The sequence below is a fragment of the Pseudomonas sp. S30 genome, assembly GCF_016518545.1.
In the GTDB taxonomy this organism is placed as follows: Bacteria; Pseudomonadota; Gammaproteobacteria; order Pseudomonadales; family Pseudomonadaceae; genus Aquipseudomonas.
In genome coordinates this window covers 65,592-83,429 of record NZ_JACVTO010000008.1, presented here as the reverse complement: position 1 = coordinate 83,429, position 17,838 = coordinate 65,592, and the positions used below count along the sequence as shown (strand labels likewise).

At 65.9% G+C, this 17,838-nt stretch carries 12 protein-coding genes; 3 read left to right on the top strand and 9 right to left on the bottom strand.

Annotation, left to right across the window (positions count from 1 at the left end; genetic code table 11):
- Positions 1–100: 100 nt before the first annotated feature.
- Both IAE34_RS11180 and IAE34_RS11175 read right to left on the bottom strand, forming a co-directional pair.
- Positions 101–3,208, bottom strand: a complete 3,108-nt coding sequence (locus tag IAE34_RS11180; protein WP_442793197.1) for a transglycosylase domain-containing protein — start codon at positions 3,206–3,208, stop codon at positions 101–103.
- 111 nt (positions 3,209–3,319) lie between these two features.
- The gene (locus IAE34_RS11175) at positions 3,320–4,939 is read right to left on the bottom strand and encodes an FMN-binding glutamate synthase family protein (RefSeq protein WP_200139014.1); all 1,620 of its coding nucleotides are present in this window, start codon (positions 4,937–4,939) and stop codon (positions 3,320–3,322) included.
- Positions 4,940–5,122: 183 nt separating this feature from the next.
- Between IAE34_RS11175 and IAE34_RS11170 the strand changes: the two genes are divergently transcribed.
- A complete protein-coding gene (locus IAE34_RS11170; RefSeq protein WP_200139013.1) occupies positions 5,123–5,383 on the top strand; it encodes a type B 50S ribosomal protein L31 in 261 nt (86 codons plus the stop codon).
- Positions 5,384–5,419: 36 nt separating this feature from the next.
- On the opposite strand, the gene IAE34_RS11165 is transcribed toward IAE34_RS11170, so the two are convergent.
- Complete coding sequence (locus IAE34_RS11165) at positions 5,420–9,700, bottom strand: DEAD/DEAH box helicase (RefSeq protein ID WP_200139012.1); 4,281 nt, start codon at positions 9,698–9,700, stop codon at positions 5,420–5,422.
- 108 nt (positions 9,701–9,808) lie between these two features.
- Here IAE34_RS11165 and IAE34_RS11160 point away from each other — a divergent pair, with 108 nt between their 5' ends.
- Complete coding sequence (locus IAE34_RS11160) at positions 9,809–10,222, top strand: NUDIX hydrolase (RefSeq protein ID WP_200139011.1); 414 nt, start codon at positions 9,809–9,811, stop codon at positions 10,220–10,222.
- On the opposite strand, the gene metR is transcribed toward IAE34_RS11160, so the two are convergent.
- Positions 10,206–11,123, bottom strand: coding sequence for a transcriptional regulator MetR (metR, locus tag IAE34_RS11155; protein WP_200139010.1), 918 nt, complete (start codon positions 11,121–11,123; stop codon positions 10,206–10,208). The genes IAE34_RS11160 and metR overlap by 17 nt on opposite strands.
- Positions 11,124–11,319: 196 nt before the next feature.
- Between metR and IAE34_RS11150 the strand changes: the two genes are divergently transcribed.
- Entirely contained in the window at positions 11,320–12,315 is a 996-nt protein-coding gene (locus IAE34_RS11150) for an alpha/beta fold hydrolase (protein ID WP_200139009.1), read from the top strand.
- Between the two features lie 36 nt (positions 12,316–12,351).
- Here IAE34_RS11150 and IAE34_RS11145 read toward each other — a convergent pair whose 3' ends face one another.
- Genes IAE34_RS11145 through IAE34_RS11125 form a run of 5 tightly spaced genes read right to left on the bottom strand, consistent with a single transcriptional unit; the run spans position 12,352 to position 17,804 of the window.
- A complete protein-coding gene (locus tag IAE34_RS11145) occupies positions 12,352–13,677 on the bottom strand; it encodes a sigma-54-dependent transcriptional regulator (RefSeq protein ID WP_200139008.1) in 1,326 nt (441 codons plus the stop codon).
- Between the two features lie 7 nt (positions 13,678–13,684).
- Entirely contained in the window at positions 13,685–15,595 is a 1,911-nt protein-coding gene (locus IAE34_RS11140) for a sensor histidine kinase (protein WP_200139007.1), read from the bottom strand.
- Positions 15,596–15,655: 60 nt separating this feature from the next.
- Positions 15,656–16,390 (bottom strand): amino acid ABC transporter ATP-binding protein, encoded by a 735-nt coding sequence (locus tag IAE34_RS11135; RefSeq protein ID WP_200139006.1) that lies wholly within the window; start codon positions 16,388–16,390, stop codon positions 15,656–15,658.
- On the bottom strand, positions 16,387–17,058 hold the full coding sequence (locus IAE34_RS11130) for an amino acid ABC transporter permease (RefSeq protein ID WP_200139005.1): 672 nt from the start codon (positions 17,056–17,058) through the stop codon (positions 16,387–16,389). The genes IAE34_RS11135 and IAE34_RS11130 overlap by 4 nt, the downstream gene beginning before the upstream one ends.
- On the bottom strand, positions 17,058–17,804 hold the full coding sequence (locus IAE34_RS11125) for an amino acid ABC transporter permease (protein WP_200139004.1): 747 nt from the start codon (positions 17,802–17,804) through the stop codon (positions 17,058–17,060). Before IAE34_RS11125 ends, IAE34_RS11130 begins: the two co-directional genes overlap by 1 nt.
- Between the last annotated feature and the right edge of the window lie 34 nt (positions 17,805–17,838).

Here is a 17,838-nt window from a genome sequence, read left to right as displayed (position 1 = left end):
CACTCAACGGGGATTCAGTGAAAGATACTACTCAAGATATATCTTAATTCAACCTTTAAATGCGGATGATTATCATCTATTTTTCCGATGCAAGGTTCGGTTACCGCCCGGCAAGAGACGGCGCCTTGCAGGCATTGGCGTTTCCCGGCTCCAGGTAAGGCATCAGGATCGGCGCCATGCCTTTTAGCACTTGCACCGGCAGGGCCGAGGTGAAGGTGAAGGCCTCTGCCGTGGGCCCGGGCACGAAGGCGGTGAGCGTGCCGAAATGGCTGTCGCCCAGGAAGAACACGAAGGTCGCGGTACGGTTCACCGAGCGCGAGGCAATCAGTCGTCCGCCGGCACCATAGCTTTGCAGGCGGTTGTCACCGGTGCCGGTTTTCCCGCCCATCACCAGTGAGGTGCCGTCCTGCAGCTTGAAACTGCCGGCGATGCGCCGTGCCGTGCCGGCGTCCACCACTTGCGACATGGCGCCCTTCAAGGCGCGCGCCACTTCCACCTTGAGAATCCGCCGGCCTCGGTCCGGATCACTGACCAGCCGGGTTTCGTAGGGCGTGTCGGCGGCGAAATGCAGCGTGTCGATGCGCAACGTAGGCAGGCGCACGCCGTCGTTCTGGATGATCCCCACCAGTTCCGACAGCGCCGCTGGTCGGTCGCCGGAGCTGCCGATGGCCGTGGCCAGCGAGGGTACCAGGTGGTCGAAGGGGTAGCCCACGCGCTTCCAGCGCTGGTGGATGTCCAGGAACGCCTCGATTTCGACCATGGTGCGGATACGGCTGTCCCGTGCGCCCTGGTGGCGGCTCTTGAACAGCCAGCTGTAGACCTCCTGGCGTTCGAAGCGGCTGGCATTGACCATGTCGCGGGTGCTGGCGCCCGGGTTGCGCAGCAAGTAGCCCAGCAGCCACAGGTCCAGCGGGTGCACCTTGGCGATGAAGCCCTGGTCGGGCAGGTCGTACTTGCCCGGCCCGTAGGCGGCGTACATCTCGGCCAGACGGCCGTCGCTGAGCTTGGCCAGGGCCGCCTTGTCCTTGGCGCCGCGGGCGCGAACGAAGGCATTGAAGGTTTCCTGACGCGCATCGGGGAACAGGTAGCGGTGCGCTGCTGCCAGGCGCTGTGGAGTCACGCGCATGCCGTCGAGAAAGGTGTCCAGGCGCTGCTGCGAGGTCTTGCGCTGGTACTTGCGCCAGAAACGCAGCAGGTAGTTGGTGCCTTCGCGGTCGGCGAAGCGGGCCAGGTATTCCTGGCGGCGCGGATCGGCATCGTCCTTGAGCAGCGGCTCGCGGTTGTAGGGCTGCTGGTAGGTGACGTAGCGCACCAGGTCGCGCATCAGGCGGATGAACGGCAGGTTGATCGATTCGCGCAGCGCGTCCTTCAGGCTCGGATTTCGCCCTTCGTCCTGCTTGCGGAAGTTGTTGAAGCGGTGCAGGCCACCACCGGTGAAGAACGCCTCGCCGGTGCTGGCCGAGTAGGTGCGCTCCAGCGCGGCGTCGAGCATGGCGTCGAGGTGCTGGTCCCTGCTGTTCTGCATCAGCCATTGCCGTGCCCATTGGCTGATGCGGTCCAGATCGGCGACCGGCTCCTTGCGCAGTTCGGCCACGGGCTTGCCGGCATAGCGCTCGTGCAGTTCGGCGATGATTTCCAGGTAGGTGGTGAGCACGCGCAGCTTGGCCGTGGAACCCAGCTCCAGCTTGCTGCCCTCGTTGATGTCGAAGGGCTGATTGGTGCTGTCGGTCTGCACCCGCACTCGCGAGCCATCGGCGGTACGCTCGAACAATGTGAAGCTGTAGCTGACCTGGTCCGTGCTGCGGCTGGTCAGCAGGCGCTCGCCGATCAGACCGATCTGCGCGGCGAAGGCGGGGTCGGCCAGGTTCTTCAGGTACTGGCTGACCTGGGTCTGCAGGTCGGCCTGCAAGGTGCTGGTGGCGGACAGGTCGAGACGATCGAGGTCGTACAGCGGCCGGTCGAGCATGGCCGCCAGGCGATTGCGCGCCAGGCTGATGCCCTTGTTGGTGACGATCGGCACGATGGTCGGCTGCGCCACCCAGTCGCGGTACACCGCTTCACTGGCCAGGGCGGCATCGCCCAACGGCCGGTCGATGACGCCGTTGGCGGCCAGCACGCGGATATGCGCATCGGTCAGTTCGGCCAGTTCCAGGCGCCCCTTGGACAGGTAGTGCGAGGGCCGGCGCTGGGCGATCATCAGCGACAGCACTTCGCGCAATGCCAGGCCTCTTGCAGCCAGGCTCCGAGGGTCCGTGGCGGTGGAGGCCAGGGCCTGGTTCACGTCGGCGAAGTCGGCGCCGTACCAGACCCGCAAGCCCTCGGCCAGGCCGTGCACCTCGCCATGTCCCGGCACGGCCGACAGTGGCACGCTGTTGAGGTAGTCGCGCACGATGCGCCGCCGCGCCGCCGTGGTGTCCGGCCCGTCTCGATAGGCACGCACGCTGGCCGAGATCATCTGGCGGATCTTCTCGGCACCACTGACCGTCAGACCGTCCGGCGAATGGCGGTATTTTTCCAGTTGGGTCGCCAGGGTGCTGCCCCCGGCGGACTGCCCCGGCAGCGCCAGGTACTTGGCCACCTGGGTATAGGCGGCCTTGGCGAAGCGCGGCCAGTCCACCGCCGGGTTGTCACGTGGCTCGCGGCCGTCGAGCAGGTCACGGTTCTCGATGAACAGCAGGCTGCTGACGATCAGCGGCGGGATGTCGGCAAAGCTGCCGTAAAGCTGTTGCGGGTAACGGTACTGATAAAGGCTGTCGCCACGGCAATCGGTGATCGACAGGCCGGCCTGATCCTTCTCCACGTAGGGCACGAACAGGCCATGATCGACATAGCGCATCAACGCCGGGGAAAAACGCACCTGTTCGCTGATCAGGTAGTCACGCTTGAGCAGCCGCGGCAGAAACTGGCCCAGGGCGCTGTAGCCCAGGCGCTTGTCGAAGGGGCCGTCGCCTGGGTAGACGATGGCGTCGCTCGGGCCGCTGCCCAGGGAGTAGGTGAGGGTACTGGCCAGCTGGCTGAATTCACGCGACTGCACCCGCGAGGTGCGCACTTCGTCATGCACGGCCAAACCCAGCGCGACCAGGGCCACCAGCACGATCAGCACGATCAGCCGCCACCAGAGGCGCCGATGACGGGGTGTCTTCGGCGTGGGGGCGTCGGTCAGGGCGGGTTCACGCGTGTCGCTGCTGATCTGTTGCGAGTGCCGCATCACGCCCATAGTCTTCCAGTCCGGCCAGGGATTTTGTCTTGCTTGTCTGAAGCTTAGACGCTGGCTGGATAAGGTGAAAAATTTGTGATGGCGGGCGAAGAGGATCGGCGGTCAGGCGGCGATGTCGTCGTGGGGCTCGAAGCTGTCGGCGCGTGCCAGTTGCCACATGCGTGAATAGAACTGGCCATCCACGTCGCCGGTGAGCAGTTCGCCGGGTTTGAGGAACACGTGCATTTGCGAGAACAGCTTGATCTCGGTGGCGGAGATGCGTCGCACCAGGTGCTTGGCTTCCAGCTGTGCGGGGTGCTGCAAACCAGCCGCGGCGAGCATCTCGGCGAGCGCGTGGAGGGTGTTGTGGTGGAAGTTCAGCACCCGCCGAGCCTTGTCCGGGACCACCAGCGCGCGTTGACGCAAGGCGTCCTGGGTCGCGACACCGGTAGGGCATTTGTTGGTGTGGCAGCTCTGGGACTGGATGCAGCCGATGGCGAACATGAATCCCCGCGCCGAGTTGGCCCAGTCGGCGCCGATGGCCAGTACGCTGGCGATGTCGAACGCGCTGACGATCTTGCCGCTGGCGCCGAGCTTGATCTTGTCGCGCAGGTTCAGGCCCACCAGGGTGTTGTGCACGAACAGCAGGCCTTCTCGCAGCGGTACGCCGATATGGTCGATGAACTCTACCGGCGCGGCGCCGGTCCCGCCTTCCTTGCCGTCGACCACGATGAAGTCAGGCAGGATGCCGGTCTCCAGCATGGCCTTGGCGATGCCCATGAACTCCCAGGGATGGCCCAGACAGAACTTGAAGCCCACTGGCTTGCCGCCGGACAGTTCGCGCAGGCGGGCGATGAACTGCATCATTTCCACTGGCGTGGAAAACGCGCTGTGGCGTGACGGCGAGATGCAGTCCTCGCCCATGGCGATACCGCGGGTCTCGGCGATTTCCTGCGTGACTTTGTGCTTGGGCAGAATGCCGCCGTGGCCGGGCTTGGCGCCCTGGCTCATCTTGATCTCGATCATCCGCACCTGCGGGTTGGCGGCTTGCTCGGCGAAGCGCGCCGGGTCGAAGTGACCGTCGGCGGTACGGCAGCCGAAATAGCCGCTGCCTAGCTCCCACACCAGGTCGCCGCCATGCTCGCGGTGGTAGGGGCTGATGCTGCCTTCGCCGGTGTCATGGGCGAAATTGCCCAACCGAGCGCCTTCGTTGAGGGCGCGAATGGCGTTGGCGCTGAGCGAGCCGAAGCTCATGGCCGAAATGTTGAAGATCGACGCCGAGTAGGGCTGCGTGCACTGCGGGCCGCCGATGGTGATGCGAAAGCTCGCCGGGTCCGCCAGCGGCGCTGGTCGCATCGAGTGACCGATGAACTCGAAGCCGGCCTGGTACACGTCGATCAGGGTGCCGAAGGGCTTGTCCGAGGCCTCGTTCTTGGCCCGTGCATACACCAGTGAGCGCTGCGCGCGGGAGAACGGCAGGGCGTCGTTGTCCGATTCCAGCAGGTACTGGCGAATCTCCGGTCGAATGCCTTCGACCAGGTAGCGGATGTTGCCCAGGATGGGATAGTTGCGGCGTACCGCGTGGCGTTTCTGCAGCAGGTCGAACACGCCGAGCAGGCTCAGTACCGCTGTGGTCAGGGTGAACGGCCACAACCATTCGTGTTGGAGGAAAGGCAGGCTGGCCAGGGTGAACAGCACACACAGCGCAAACACGGCGTAACGGCTCAGTAGTGACAGACTCATGCGAAATTCCCTTGCGGATGCTTCGGTCAATCAGGCGCGGGGCCTGGGCAGTGCTCGACCTTAGCCCGCTGCGGCCTTCCCTGGCCAGGGCTTCGGGCAGGCGTGAAAATGAAATCTGGGGTATCGAAAATCATTCTCATGATGATATGTTATAAAATATCACTACTGTTCGAGGATATTCCCATGAAAGCAGGCATCCACCCCGACTACCGCCCCGTGCTGTTCCACGACACCGCCGCAGACGTGTACTTTCTCATCGGCTCGACCGTCGACACCGACCGTACCCATCGCCACAGCGACGGCCAGACCTACCCCTACGTGGCGCTGGACGTCTCCAGCGCGTCCCATCCGGTGTACACCGGGCAACAGCGCAAGACCACGGTCGAAGGCCGGGTGGCGGGCTTCAACAAGCGTTTCGCCGGGTTCGCCGGCAAGCCTCGCTGAGCGATCGGTCATGGGCGAGGCCTCGGCCCGTAGCCCTCAGCCGCGCAGCAGCCGTTGTTGCCAGTGCGTCTGATCCGACGCGCAGGCTTCGACCAGAAAGCGATACTTGCCGCCGATTCGCATCGCCACTGGTATGCCGTCTCGGAACAACAGGCGATTGGCCGTCAGAGCCGGGAGCTTGGCGCCGGGCAGCAGCGAGCCGATCAGGTTCAGCGGATCGCAGCCGCTGACCAGCACCAGCTCGCCGTCGCCTTCGCGTCGGCGCACCTGCCGTAGCGGGCCTATGGCCTCGGGCAATGCGAACTGCTCGCCCGCCAGCCCGGCGATGAAGCGCCCGCCACGGATTTCCCCGCGTGCTTCCAGGCGATGGTAGCAGCGCAGCAGGTCGCGCCAGGGTGGGAGCAGTTCGCTTTCGCGCTCCAGCAGACGCCAGCAGACCACGCCGTAGCGGCGCAGCAGGGTGCGCGCGATGTGCTCCAGGCGCTGGTCGGCATCGGGCTGTGCTGCACTCCGCCGCAACAGTGACCAGCGTCCGGTCTGGAGCAGGCTGCCCGGTAGCGGCAGGTGACTGCGGCGCAGGTGGCGCGCCCCGCGCCGTGAGGCTGGTGCGATCAGGCTGCGTAGCCCGCCGAAGCTGTCGGCCGCCGCCAGTCCCGAGCCGACCAGTTCCTGCAGGGCGGTTTCCAGTTCGCTGGGCAACAGCCGTGCTTCGCTCACCAGTTCGTCGAAGAACGACGCTCCCTGGCGCTGCAACGCCTGGTGCACCCGCTGCGCACGAGGCCCCAGCGTCTGCGCCTCGATGTCGGGGGCCAGGCTGCGCCACAGGCCCAGGTGCTCGCGGGGCAACAGCACCAGTGGCGTGCTGGCCAGGGTACTGCTCGCGCCACTTGCAGTCAGCCGGGTCCACGTCCACTGACCACTGCGGCAGGCGTCGTCGAGCCAGTGCGGGCTGTAATCGGCGATGCGCGTCGACAGCAGGTTCGCCTCCCAGGCGGCGGCAGCACTGGGAAAGCCTTCGAGCTGTGCCAGGATTTGCGCGACCGCCTGGGGGCCGCGCAGGCGTTCGGCTGCACTCAGGTGCTGCCAGTCGAACAGGAAGCGCATGAAGTCCTGCAGGCTGACCGGCTCGATCTCTCGGCGCAGGCGCTTGACCGTGTAGCGGTGAATGCGCGCCAGTAAATGCCGTTCGCACCATTGCAGCTCGGGCTGGCCCGGGCTGAAGTGGCCGCGCAGCATATAGCCTTCGGCCTCCAGACGCGCCAGGGCCTGCTCGATATCCGCGTCCGGCAAGCCCAGTGGCGCGGCGATCTGCCTCAGTGTCTGCGGCCCACAGGCACCGAGCCGACACCGTAGCACCTCGTCCAGCGCGCGCTCGGGGTCCGTTGGGTGATCGAAGCCGGGCAGCACCTGCACGGCAGGGGCCAGCAGCGCGCCCGGGTAAAGCGTGGTGAGGGTGCGCAGGCGCTCGCGAGCCAACCACAGTCCCTGCGCAGGCCCCGCCAGCCGGGTCGCGCGGCCTTTGGCGGCCAGCGCGCCGAGCATCCGTGCCCAGCCATCATTGGCCTGCACCTCGGCCTGGGCGATCACGCCCAGGCTCATCAAGGCCTCGTGCATTTCGTCGCTGTCGCGCGGCTGCGGCCAGGCCTCGACCTCGACCGCCGCGATCGCCTCGGCATCCAGCGCACCGAGGTCATCGGCGCTGTGCACGTCGCTCCAGCGTCGGTTGAGCACCGCCTGGGTGCGTCGCTCCTCCAGGGGCGCATCGTCGAGGAAGGCGTAGGGCCGAGCATTGAGGATCGCCGCGGCCAGTGGCGAAGGGGCTGGCAGGTCGCGGCTGAGCAGGCGCACCTCGCCGCGCTCCATGCGCCCGAGCAGGGCCAGCCAGCCTTCGCTGTCGAGCGCTTCGTGCAGGCAATCGTCCAGGGTCTGCTGCACCAGCGGGTGATCCGGCACCTGGCGCTCGCCGACGAGGTTTTCCACACAGGCGATCTGGTCGGGAAACACGGCCGCCACCAGATCCTCGCTCTTCATCCGCTGAATCTGCGGCGCCACTTTGCGCCCGCCCACATAGCGCGGCAGGGCCATGGCGGTGGCGGCGTTCCAGCGCCAGCGCACGTTGAACAGCGGCGCGTCGAGCAGGGCCTGGACGAGGATCGCCTCGGCGCTGCGGCTGGACAGGTAGCGCCACACCTCGTCCAGCTCGAAGCTGTGACTGGTCGACAGCGACAGGACGATCGCGTCTTCGCTGGCCGCGGCTTGCAGTTCGAAGTTGAAGGTGCGGCAGAAGCGCTTGCGCAAGGCCAGGCCCCAGGCTCGATTGATGCGGCTGCCATAGGGCGAATGGATGATCAGCTGAGTGCCGCCGGAGGCATCGAAGAAACGCTCCATGACCAGCGTTCGTTGCGAGGGCAGGGCGCCCAGCACCTGCCAGGTGCGTCCCAGGTAGTCGAGCAACTGGCCGGCGCTGGCGTCGTCCAGCACGTACTCGCTCGATAGCCAGTTCAGCGCCTGGTCCAGGTCGCCCTCGGTTCGCTGCAACTGCTCGTCGAGCCCTGCCTGTAACCGCGCCACGGCAGCCGACAACTCGGCGCTGCGCCCCGGCGCTTCGCCCAGCCAGAACGGAATGGTCGGTGGCAGTCCCTTGGCGTCCTCGACCCGCACGCGGCCGGGCTCCACGCGCAGAATTCGGTAGGAGGCATTGCCCAGCTGGAAGATGTCGCCAGCGATGCTTTCCACGGCGAAATCTTCATTGACGCTGCCGATGTTCATCGCCTGCGGGTCGAGCATCACGCTGTAGTCGGCGGTTTCGGGTATGGTCCCGCCGCTGGTCAGCGCGGTGAGCTGGCTGCCGCGGCGACCGCGCAGCATGCCGCTGACCGCATCGCGGTGCAGGTAGGCGCTGCGCACCCCCTGGCGGCCGTTGTAGCCTTCGGCGAGCATGCGCAGCAGCGCCTGGTAACGGTCTTCGTCGAGCCTGGCGTAGGGCGTTGCGGCGCGCAGGCAGTCGAACAGCGCCTGCTCGGGCCAGGGCTGGTTGCTCACTTCGGCGACGATCTGCTGGGCCAGCACATCCAGCGGTGCCTCGGGCAGGTGCAGCACATCCAGCTCGCCGCGCCGCACGCAGTCGAGCAGCGCCACGCATTCGATCAGGTCATCCCTGGAAGTGGGGAACAGGCGGCCCTTGGGCACACCGTCGACCTGGTGGCCGGAGCGGCCCACGCGCTGCAGGAATGCCGCGATCGAGCCCGGCGAGGCGATCTGGCACACCAGCTCGACTTCGCCGATATCGATCCCCAGCTCCAGTGAGGCGGTGGCCACCAACAGGCGCAGCTCACCCGCCTTGAGCCGCTGTTCGGCAGCCAGTCGCTGCTCCTTGGCCAGGCTGCCATGGTGCGCCGCGACCTGGTCCTGGCCCAGGCGCTCGCCGAGGTGGCGGGTCAGCCGCTCGGCCAACCGGCGCGTGTTGACGAACACCAGGGTGGTGCGGTGCTCGCGGGCCAGCGCGGCCAGGCGATCATAGACCCGCTCCCAGACATCGTTGGCCATGACCGCTTCGAGCGGCACCGGCGGCACTTCGATGGCCAGGTCGCGTTCGCGGGCATGGCCCACGTCGACGATGGCGCAGGGCCTGGCATGCCCCACGAGGAACTCGGCGACCCGCTCGATCGGCCGCTGCGTGGCCGACAGCCCGATACGCCGCAAGGGCCGACCGCACAGCGCCTGCAGGCGCTCCAGGCTCAAAGCCAGGTGGCAGCCGCGCTTGTTGCCGGCCAGCGCATGGATCTCGTCGACGATCACCGTGTGCACCTGGCTCAGGCCGGCGCGACCCGATGCCGAACCCAGCAGCACGTACAGCGACTCGGGTGTGGTCACCAGGATGTGCGGGGCACGCCGCCGCATGGCGGCGCGCTCCTTCTGCGGCGTGTCGCCGGTACGCACGGCGGTGGTGATCTGCGGCGCCTTCAGGCCCTGTTCGGCGAGCGTGGCGGCGATGCCTTCGAGCGGTGCCTGCAGGTTCAGGCGGATGTCGTTGGACAGGGCCTTGAGCGGCGACAGGTACACCACCTGGGTCTGCGCGGGCAGCTCGCCGCCCTGTTCCAGACCCTGGCGGAACAGCTCGTCGAGCACCGCGAGGAAGGCGCTGAGGGTCTTGCCCGAACCGGTAGGTGCCGCCAGCAGCATCGATCGTCCGGCGTGAATCAGCGGCCAGGCCTTGGCCTGGGCGTCGGTCAGCGTGGCGAAACGACGCCGAAACCAGGCGCTCACCGCTGGGTGGAACAGGTCGAGCACCGGGTGATGCAGGGCGGGCAGATTCATCCACCGTTTATGGCGGCTGGAGGCTGGCTTGGCAAGAGGCCATTCGTCTGACTTGAGGGGTTACCGGGGTTTTCGGGTATTCTCCCCAGCCCACACAGGAGCCCAGCCATGACCAAGACCCTTCATATCGCCGCCGCCCTGTTGCTCGATCCGGCAGGGCGCACCCTGCTGGTGCGCAAGCGTGGCACCCAGGCGTTCATGCAGCCCGGCGGCAAGATCGATGCTGGCGAGACGCCGGCTCAGGCCCTGGTGCGCGAGCTGCATGAAGAGCTGGGCCTGCGCGTCGAGCCCGAGCACGCCGTGCACCTGGGCCGATTCAGTGCCCCGGCGGCCAATGAGCCTGGCTTCGAAGTCCAGGCCGAACTGTTTCGCGTCGAATGCGCCGAGACGGTGATACCCGCGGCGGAGATCGAAGAGGTGCAGTGGCTGGCAGCCGATCAGGCGACGGAGCTGACGCTCGCGCCGTTGACCCGCGATTTGATCCTGCCGCTGTGGCGTGAGCGCCTCAACGCACCGCGCTGACGCCCTCGAGGGTGGCGAACGAAGTGTCCTTGGCCGTCAGCAGGAAGTCGCGCATGTACGGGGCTTCCAGCATGTCGGTGCGCACCGCGGCGTAGAGCGTGGCGAACAGGCCTTTCTCGCCCAGCCGCTTGCCCTTCACATAGCCGCGCGCGCTGTACTCGTGCAGCGCCCAGTGCGGCATGCCACAGACGCCACGGCCACTGGCCACCAGTTGCATCATCATCACGGTGAGTTCCGACGTGCGCACCGCTGCCGGCTCGATGTCCGCCGGCTCCAGGAACCGGGTGAAGATGTCAAGGCGATCGCGCTCCACCGGGTAGGTGATCAAGGTCTGGTCGATCAGATCGTCCGGCACCACGTATGGCTTGCCCGCCAGGGCATGCTGGTTGGCCACCGCGAGCATGGCCTCATAAGTGAACAGCGGTACGTAGGTGATGCCCGCCAGGTCCAGCGGGTCGGACGTCACCACCAGGTCCAGGTCGCCGCGTGCCAGGGCTGGCAGCGGCGCGAAGGCGAATCCGGAGGCCAGGTCCAGCTCCACTTCCGGCCAGGCGTCGCGGAACTGGTCGATGGTCGGCATCAGCCACTGGAAGCAGCTGTGGCACTCGATGGCCATGTGTAGGCGTCCTGCCGTACCTCCGGCCAGGCGTGCGATGTCCCGCTCGGCGCCGCGCAGCAGCGGCAGGGTGGCATCGGCCAGTTGCAACAGGCGCAGCCCGGCGCTGGTGAAGCGGATCGGCTTGGTCTTGCGCACGAATAGCTGCATGCCCAGGCGCTCTTCCAGCTCTTTGAACTGGTGCGAGAGCGCCGACTGGGTCAGGTGTAGCCGGTCAGCCGCCTCGACGAGGCTGTCGGCCTCGCGCAGGGCATGAAGGGTTTTCAGGTGGCGGATCTCCAGCACTCGCAGCTCCAGCGATGAATCAGGACGATGAAAGGAAGGAGGTTGAGTTTCGCTCATGTTGTCGACCCTGTCGACTGTCCTGAACATGACCGTTCGGCGACGTTAATCAAACTGTCACGCAACTGTGGCAGCGCGCCCGCACGGATTTCATCAGACTCGCGCTCTACTGGGCATTTGCATTCTGGTGTTTTCTTCCATGCGTTTTTTTCTCACATTATCGCTCTGGCTGTGTCTGCTGCCGGCAGGCTTGGCTGCGGGTCGCTGCGATGCTCAGGTGCCGGTGCGGCGCGCCGAGCTCGGCGGCTTGAGCCTGGTCTACCAGAGCGTCGGTGAGCCAGGCGACCCGGCATTGCTGCTGGTAATGGGGCTGGGCGGGCAGTTGATCCACTGGCCGGACGAGGTGGTGCAGGCCCTGTGTCGCCAGGGGTTTCGCGTCATTCGCTACGACAACCGCGATGTCGGCCTGTCGCGCTGGAACCAGCCGCCGGCCTCGGCCAACCTCACCCTCGAACTGCTGCGCTACAAGCTGGGGTTGCCCGTGGCGGCCCCCTACAGCCTGACCGACATGGCCGGCGACGGCCTGGGCCTGATGGATGCGCTGGGCATCGAGCAATTTCATGTACTGGGTGTGAGCATGGGCGGAATGATCGCCCAGCACTTGGCCGCCATGGCGCCGCAGCGGGTACGCAGCCTCACCCTGGTGATGTCCAGCTCCGGCGCCCAGGGCCTGCCGGCGCCAAGTCCGGCGCTGGTACAACTGCTGGCCCGGCGCAGTGCGCCGAACCGGACGGTGGCGCTCGAACAGCAGGCCGATCTGCTGGCGGCACTGGGCAGCCCGACGGTCCATGATGACCGGGCCGTGCTGCTGCAGCAGGCGGCGCAGGCCTATGACCGTGCGTTCAACCCGGAGGGCGTCAAGCGCCAGATCATGGCGATCCTGGCCGAACCGAGCCGGGTAGCCTTGCTCAACCGCCTGCGGGTGCCCACGCTCGTGGTGCATGGCACGGCCGATCCCCTGCTACCGGTGATGCACGGCGTACACCTGGCCGCGCATATCCAGGGCAGCCAACTGCGGCTGATTCCGGGCCTGGCGCACCGTTTCCAGGAGCCGTTCAAGGCGCCGCTGCTGGCGGCGGTGCTCCCTTATCTCAAGGCCCATCGCCAGGACGCGACGCACCTCGCCGGTTTGTGACGCGCGCTACCGCATTGCGCGAACACGTTGCAGGGGTCAACCCAGCCCGTACTTCTTCACCTTGTCGAACAGGGTGGTCTTGGCCATGCCCAGCTCCTGACTGGCTTGGCTGAGATTGCCGCCGGTGCGCTGCAAGGCGTCGCCGAGCAGATTGCGCTCGAAGGCTTCCACCGCCTCGGCGAAGCCCAGCCCCTGGCTGGTGCCGCCGCCCTGGCGCTTGAACGCTGGCAGGCCAAGGGCATAGCGTTCGGCAACGTTGCGAATCTCGCGCACGTTGCCGGGCCAGTCGTGAGCCATGAGCCGTGACAGGGTCTGGTTGTCCAGCGTCGGGACATCCCGGTCGAAGCGCAGCGCCGACTGCTGAAGGAAATGCTCGAACAGTTGCAGCACGTCTTCGCGGCGTTCTCGCAGCGGAGGCAATTCCAGAGTGACGACGTTCAGGCGGTAATACAAATCGCTACGGAACTGGCCGGACTGCCCCAGCGCGGCGAGGTCAGACTTGGTCGCGGCGATCACCCGGCAATCCACCGCGATGCTCTGGTTCGACCCCAGCCGCTCGAGAGTGCGCTCCTGCAACACCCGCAGCAGCTTGATCTGCAGGTTGATCGGCATGCTTTCGACTTCGTCGAGGAACAGCGTACCGCCATTGGCGTGCTCGATCTTGCCGATACGCCGCTTGCCGGCACCGGTGAAGGCATTGGCTTCATGGCCGAAGATTTCGCTCTCGAACAGGTTTTCCGGCAGTCCGCCGCAGTTCAGGGCCACGAAGGGCGCTGCCTGGCGGCGGCTGAAATCATGCAGGCAGCGCGCCACCAGCTCTTTGCCGGTGCCGGTCTCGCCTTCGATCAGGACATTGGCCGAGGTGTCGGCGACGTTGGCGATCAGCTCGCGCAAGGCGTGCATGGCCGGCGAACGACCGATGATGCGCCCCTCCAGCGAGCCCTGACCGGCCAGTTGCCGGCGCAGGGCCGAGACTTCCCGTGACAGGCCGCGTTGTTCCAGGGCGCGGCGGACCACTTCCACCAGCCGCTCCGGCGAGAAGGGTTTTTCCATGAAGTCATAGGCACCGTTACGCATGGCGCCGACGGCCATGTCGATGTCGCCGTGGCCGGTGATCAGCACCACCGGCAGGCTGCGGTCGCGCGCCTTGAGCCGGTTGAGCAGCTCCAGGCCGTCGATGCCGGGCAGGCGGATATCGCTGACGACGATTCCGGCGAAGTCGTCGCCAATGCGTTCGAGCGCCTGCTCGGCGCTGCCCACGCCCTCGCAGGCGATGTCTTCCAGTGCCAGCGCCTGCTGGCAACCCAGTAGCACGTGGGGGTCGTCTTCGACGATCAGGACGGTCAGGGGAGTGGGGTTCATGGGCACCCTATGTTGATGAGGGGTCGATCGGATCACTGGCCGATGGCGCCAGTGGCAGGCTGAGCACGAAGGCCGTACCGCCGCCGGGCGGATGCTCGACGTTCAAAGTACCTTTGGCGGCGGTGGCCAGGCTGGCCGACAAGGTCAGCCCCAGGCCCAGGCCATGCTCGCCCGGTTTGGTGGTGAAGAACGGTTCGAACAGGTGCTGGCGTGCATCGTGGTCGATGCCATGGCCGTTGTCGCGCACCCGCAGGCGATAGCGATCCCCGGCCAGTTCGCCCTCCAGCCACAACTGGGGTTGCGGCTGAGCGGCCATGGCGTCCAGGGCGTTGCCGATCAGGTTCACCAGGATCTGCTCCAGGCGCGTCTGGTCGATGGCCAGCCGCTGCTCGTCGAACTGGCGATGCAGCGTCAGTTCGCAGGCAGCGATACGGTTGGCCAGGACCTGCAACGTCGCGTCCACGGCACTGCCCAGCGATGCCCGGCCGCTGTCCTCGCCGCGACGGGCGAACGAGCGCAGGCTGGCGGTGATGCGGCCCATGCGGTCGATCAGATCGTTCATGGTGCGCAGGTTGGTGCTGGCCGTGTCCAGCGCGCCGCGCTCGAGAAAGCGCACGGTATTGCCCGACAGCGTACGCAGGGCGGCCAGTGGCTGGTTGAGTTCATGGGCGATGCTGGTGGACATCTGCCCGATGGCCGCCAGCTTGCCAGCCTGGACCAGTTCGTCCTGGGCATGGCGCAGGGTTTGCTCGGCATGGCGCCTCTCACGAATCTGACCCTTGAGCCGTTCGTTGCTGGCGCGCAGATCGGCGGTACGCTCGGCGATCCGCCGCTCCAGCTGGCTATTGGCCTGTTCCAACGCCTCCCGCGCCGCCAGGCGAGTGGCGATCACCTTGCGCCGCTCGTTCCAGGCGATCCCGAGGATCGCCAGCAGGGCGAACGCGACGCCCACCAGGATGCCCTGGATCATCGACTCGCGATGCAGGTCCTGCAGGGGCGTGAGCAGGGTGAAGTGCCAGGGCGTATCGGCCAGGCGCCGGGTCTGCGCCAGGTAGGTGACCTCGTGCTGGCTACCCGATTCGCCGTCCTGGCTGGACGGAAAGGTGAGCTTTTCCACGCCGTCGCCCAGTCCCTGGCGTGCCAGTGGCTGCAATTCGTTGAGTGGCCACCAGTAGTACTGCAGGCTGCGCGCCAGGTTTTCCTTGATCTGCGGGGTCAGCGGGCGTACGGACTTGAGGCGCCGGGCAGGATCGCTGGAAAGGATGATGATCCCGTTCTCGTCGCTGACGAACGCTTCCAGTCGCGCCCGCTGCCAGCGTTCCTCCAGCGTGTCCAGCCGCACCTTGATCACCGCCACGCCGATGATCCGGCCATGCTCTTCCAGGCCGTGCGCCAGGTAATAGCCGGCCTCGCCGGTGGTGCTGCCGATGCCATAGAAGCGACCGGGCTGACCGCGCACCGCATCCTGGAAGTAGGCGCGGAACGACAGGTCTTCGCCAAGGAAGGAGTCGGCGTCGCGCCAGTTGCTGGTGGCCTGCACCCGGCCGCTGGTGTCGAGCACGTAGATGGCGCGGCTGCGGCTGCGCCGATTCATCCCTTCGAGGTATTCGTTGACGGCCTGGCGTGAGCCACCGTCTGGATTGGCCAACAACTGCGACACATTGTCTTCGAGCTCGAGCAGGCTGGGCAGGTAGGTGTATTTGCTGATCTCGCTCTCGACCGTACGCGCGTGCAGCTCGAGTTGACGTTCGCCGTTCTCGCCGAGGGTGCGGATGCCGTTGTGCTCGCTGATCAGGTAGCCGACCAGGCCCAGGCCGACCATCAGCAGGATGATCAACGGCGGCAGGAACACTTGGCGGATCAGGCGGGATTTCACGGCGGGCTCTGCGGGGCGAAGAAGCGAGGGGTCGCATTTCATCACAGTGGCCTTGTCACGACCAGCGCGCACCGCCCGACTGGGCGGCACGCGCGAGACGCATCAGTGTTGCAGGATCTTGCTGAGGAAGTGCTGGGTGCGTTCGTGGCGGCCGGAAGGATTGCCGAAGAATTCCTCTTTCTGGCAGTCCTCGATGATGTGGCCCTTGTCCATGAAGATCACCCGGTTGGCGACCTTGCGCGCGAAGCCCATTTCGTGGGTCACGCACATCATGGTCATGCCCTCATGGGCCAGCTCGACCATCACGTCCAGCACCTCGTTGACCATTTCCGGATCCAGCGCCGACGTCGGTTCGTCGAACAGCATGACGATCGGGTCCATGGACAGCGCCCGGGCGATCGCCACGCGCTGCTGCTGGCCGCCGGACAGCTGGCCGGGATGCTTCTTGGCATGGGCGCCGAGGCCCACCCGGTCGAGCAGCGCCAGGCCTTTCTTGGTGGCCTCCGCCTCGCTGCGGCCCAGCACCTTGCGCTGGGCGATGGTCAGGTTCTCGGTGATCGACAGGTGCGGGAACAGCTCGAAATGCTGGAACACCATGCCCACCCGCGAACGCAGCTTGGGCAGGTTGGTCTTGGAATCGGCGATCGAGGTGCCATCGACCACGATGTCGCCCTTCTGGAAAGGCTCCAGCGCGTTGACGCACTTGATCAGGGTGGACTTGCCCGAACCGGACGGACCACAGACCACCACCACCTCGCCTTTCTTGACCTCGGTGCTGCAGTCGGTCAGCACCTGGAAGTCGCCGTACCACTTGTTGACGTTCTTGATGGAAATCATACGGTGATCCTTTTTTGCAGGCGCTTGACCAACCAGGAAGCGGAGAAGCTGATGAGGAAGTACACGACGCCGGCGAAGATCAGGAACTCGTGGGAGCGCCCGATGATGTCGCCATTGGCGCGTGCCGAGTTGAGGAAGTCGACCAGGCCCACGGTGTACACCAGCGAAGTGTCCTGGAACAGGATGATGCTCTGTTGCAGCAGCAGCGGGGTCATCTTGCGAAACGCCTGGGGCAGGATGATCAGGCGCATGCACTGCCCATAGCTCATGCCCAGCGCCTGCGCGGCGCCCATCTGGCCCTTGGAGATCGACTGCACGCCGGCGCGCACGATTTCGCAGAAGTAGGCGGCCTCGAACATCATGAAGGCCACCACGCACGAAGTGAAGGCGCCGATCGGCGTATCTTCACCGGTGATCCAGCGCAGCACGAAGGGCACCGCCAGGTAGAACCAGGTGATGACCAGCAGCAGCGGGATGGAGCGGAAGTAGTTGACGTAGGCGCCGGCCAGGTTGGCCATCAACTTGCTCGACGACAGTCGCATCAGGGCCAACAGGGTGCCGAGCACGATACCGCCCACCACGCCCATCACCATCAGTTGCAGGGTCATGACCATGCCGTTCCAGAGGGCCGGCAGGGCAGGGATGATTTCACTGAAATCCAGGTCCATCATTTACCTCCCACGGAAATCAGGCCCGGCACCGCGACTTTCTTCTCGACCATGCGCATGAGCAGCATCAGGCCCATGTTCAGGGTGAAGTAGATCAGGGTCGCCAGGGTGAAGGCTTCGAACAGGTTGGCGGAGAACTCCGCAGTCTGCTTGGTCTGCGCCAGCAGTTCCATCAAGCCGATCAGCGAGGCCACGGACGAGTTCTTGAACACGTTGAGGAACTCGGAGGTGAGCGGCGGGATGATGATCCGGTAGGCCTGTGGCAGCAGCACGTTCATGTAGATCTGCGTGAGGCTGAAGCCCATCGCGCGCCCGGCCGACTCCTGTCCGCGGGGCAAGGCCTGGATACCGGTGCGCACCTGTTCGCAGACGCGTGCGGCGGTGAACAGGCCCAGGCAGATGATCACGCTGATCAGTGCCGAGGTGGTGGGGTTGAGGTCCTGTTTGAACCACTCCTGCAGGCCCTCGGGCAGCAGGTCCGGCACCAGGAAGTACCAGATGAACAGCTGTACCAGAAGCGGTACGTTACGGAACAGCTCCACATAGGCGGTGGCAATGCCTGACAGCAGGCGGTTGGGCACCGTACGCATCACGCCCAGCAGCGATCCCAGCAGCAAGGCGATGATCCAGGCCGAGACGGCGATGGCGATGGTCCAGCCCAGGCCGGTGAGGTACCAGTCCAGATAGATTTCGCTGCCCACGCCGGTGGACTTGAAGAACACGCCCCAGTCCCAGTTGTAATTCATCGGGATTTCCCCTCAGACGATTGTTTCACGGGCA

Bases quoted from the DNA above. Each gene is read 5' to 3' on its own strand.
- IAE34_RS11180 (WP_442793197.1), bottom strand. From the start codon at position 3,208: ATGCGGCACTCGCAACAGATCAGCAGCGACACGCGTGAACCCGCCCTG.
- IAE34_RS11175 (WP_200139014.1), bottom strand. From the start codon at position 4,939: ATGAGTCTGTCACTACTGAGCCGTTACGCCGTGTTTGCGCTGTGTGTG.
- IAE34_RS11170 (WP_200139013.1), top strand. From the start codon at position 5,123: ATGAAAGCAGGCATCCACCCCGACTACCGCCCCGTGCTGTTCCACGAC.
- IAE34_RS11165 (WP_200139012.1), bottom strand. From the start codon at position 9,700: ATGAATCTGCCCGCCCTGCATCACCCGGTGCTCGACCTGTTCCACCCA.
- IAE34_RS11160 (WP_200139011.1), top strand. From the start codon at position 9,809: ATGACCAAGACCCTTCATATCGCCGCCGCCCTGTTGCTCGATCCGGCA.
- IAE34_RS11150 (WP_200139009.1), top strand. From the start codon at position 11,320: ATGCGTTTTTTTCTCACATTATCGCTCTGGCTGTGTCTGCTGCCGGCA.
- IAE34_RS11145 (WP_200139008.1), bottom strand. From the start codon at position 13,677: ATGAACCCCACTCCCCTGACCGTCCTGATCGTCGAAGACGACCCCCAC.
- IAE34_RS11140 (WP_200139007.1), bottom strand. From the start codon at position 15,595: ATGAAATGCGACCCCTCGCTTCTTCGCCCCGCAGAGCCCGCCGTGAAA.
- IAE34_RS11135 (WP_200139006.1), bottom strand. From the start codon at position 16,390: ATGATTTCCATCAAGAACGTCAACAAGTGGTACGGCGACTTCCAGGTG.
- IAE34_RS11130 (WP_200139005.1), bottom strand. From the start codon at position 17,058: ATGGACCTGGATTTCAGTGAAATCATCCCTGCCCTGCCGGCCCTCTGG.
- IAE34_RS11125 (WP_200139004.1), bottom strand. From the start codon at position 17,804: ATGAATTACAACTGGGACTGGGGCGTGTTCTTCAAGTCCACCGGCGTG.